Source organism: Blastococcus mobilis (assembly GCF_900188025.1).
Taxonomy (GTDB): domain Bacteria; phylum Actinomycetota; class Actinomycetes; order Mycobacteriales; family Geodermatophilaceae; genus Blastococcus_B; species Blastococcus_B mobilis.
The window spans coordinates 1-1,441 of sequence record NZ_FZNO01000078.1 but is presented as its reverse complement, the minus strand read 5'-3'; the positions used below and the strand labels follow the sequence as shown (position 1 = coordinate 1,441).

At 69.5% G+C, this 1,441-nt stretch carries 1 protein-coding gene; it reads right to left on the bottom strand.

Annotated features, from left to right (window positions below; all coding sequences use genetic code 11):
- Positions 1-105 precede the first annotated feature (105 nt).
- Positions 106-1,266, bottom strand: coding sequence for an NADH:flavin oxidoreductase/NADH oxidase (locus CHB94_RS24310; protein WP_089339107.1), 1,161 nt, complete (start codon positions 1,264-1,266; stop codon positions 106-108).
- Positions 1,267-1,441: the final 175 nt, after the last annotated feature.

Below are 1,441 nucleotides of genomic sequence, written 5' to 3'. Positions count from 1 at the left end.
ATGACCACGTCCGGCCACCGAGCAAGATCAGCTACGCGCTTGCGGTCACCGGCGACGGCCCCTACCTGGGCAAACACCGTAAGTAAGCGGCATTGCAGGAGGGGGTCAGTTTTTGCCGCCGTCGCGTCGTCGGCTGCGAAGCCCAAGCTTGCGCACGGCGCGCGCCCGTTTCTCAAGCCACCAGCCGAACTCCGGATGCCACATCTGGTGGTCCTGGTCAGCGCCTAGCTCACGGGCCGCGTGCAGAGTCCAGTTGGGGTTCTCCAGCAGCTCCCGGGCGAGCGCGACGAGGTCGACGTCGCCCTGCTCGAGGGCGCGGTTGACCAGCTTGGGATCCCACAGCAGGCCGACACCGATCGTCGCGATGCCGGCGCCCTTTTTCACCTGCGCGGCGAGGGGCAGTTGATACCCCTGTTCGAGGGTCATGCCCTGCGGGCGTTCGCGTCCGGCGATGCCGCCGCTCGAGCAGGCGATCGCGTCGACGCCCAGGTCCTTCAGGCGCCGCGCCAGGTGGATCGTGTCATCGACCTGCCAGCCCGCCGGATGCCAGTCGGTCACCGACAGACGAAAGACCAACGGATACTCGTCGGGCCAGATCTCGCGGATCGCCGCGGCGACCTCGGCCGCCAGCCGGCCTCGTCCTTCGAGGCTTCCCCCGTAGCCGTCGCGGCGTCGGTTCGCAAGCGGGGAGTAGAACTGATGGAGAAGAAAGCCGTGCGCGGCGTAGACCTCGATCACCCGGAAACCCGCCTCGCGGGCCCGCTCAGCGGCGGCGCGGAACGCCCCGATGACCTCCCTGATGTCCTCGGCGCTCATCTCGGCCGGCGCGGGCCAGCCCTCGGCATACGGGACCCCGCTCGGGCCCACAGCGGGCCACGGCTGCTCACCGCGCTGCGCGACGTCCTCCTCATCGACCGGTGTCTCCCCGTGCCACGGTCGGCGCTCGCTCGCCTTGCGCCCCGCGTGCGCGAGCTGGATTCCCGCCACCGCGCCCTCCCGCTGGAGGAAGCGGGTGACCGCCGCGAGACCGTCAACGTGGGCGTCCGACCAGAGCCCGAGGTCGCCGTGCGTACGCCGGCCGCGCTCCTGGACCGCGGTCGCCTCGGTGAACACCAGGCCGGCACCGCCGAGGGCGAACCGACCGAGGTGGACCAGATGCCAGTCGTTCGCGACACCGTCTTGCGCGCGGTACTGGCTCATCGGCGAGACCACAACGCGGTTCCTGAGCGGCACACCGCGCAGCATGAACGGCGCAAACAGCGTCATCGGGTGCGACTCCTCTCGACCCTGAGCCTTGATGCCCCGCCACGGCCAGGATAATGGCGGCTAGCGACCAAGGGTCGCTAGGGCGTGTCTGGCGGATCTTGGCTGGCAGGGGTCCGCAGCCAGATCTTGATCGAGGCGACGTCGATGGTGCCTCGGAAGACGAACTCGCGTTTGT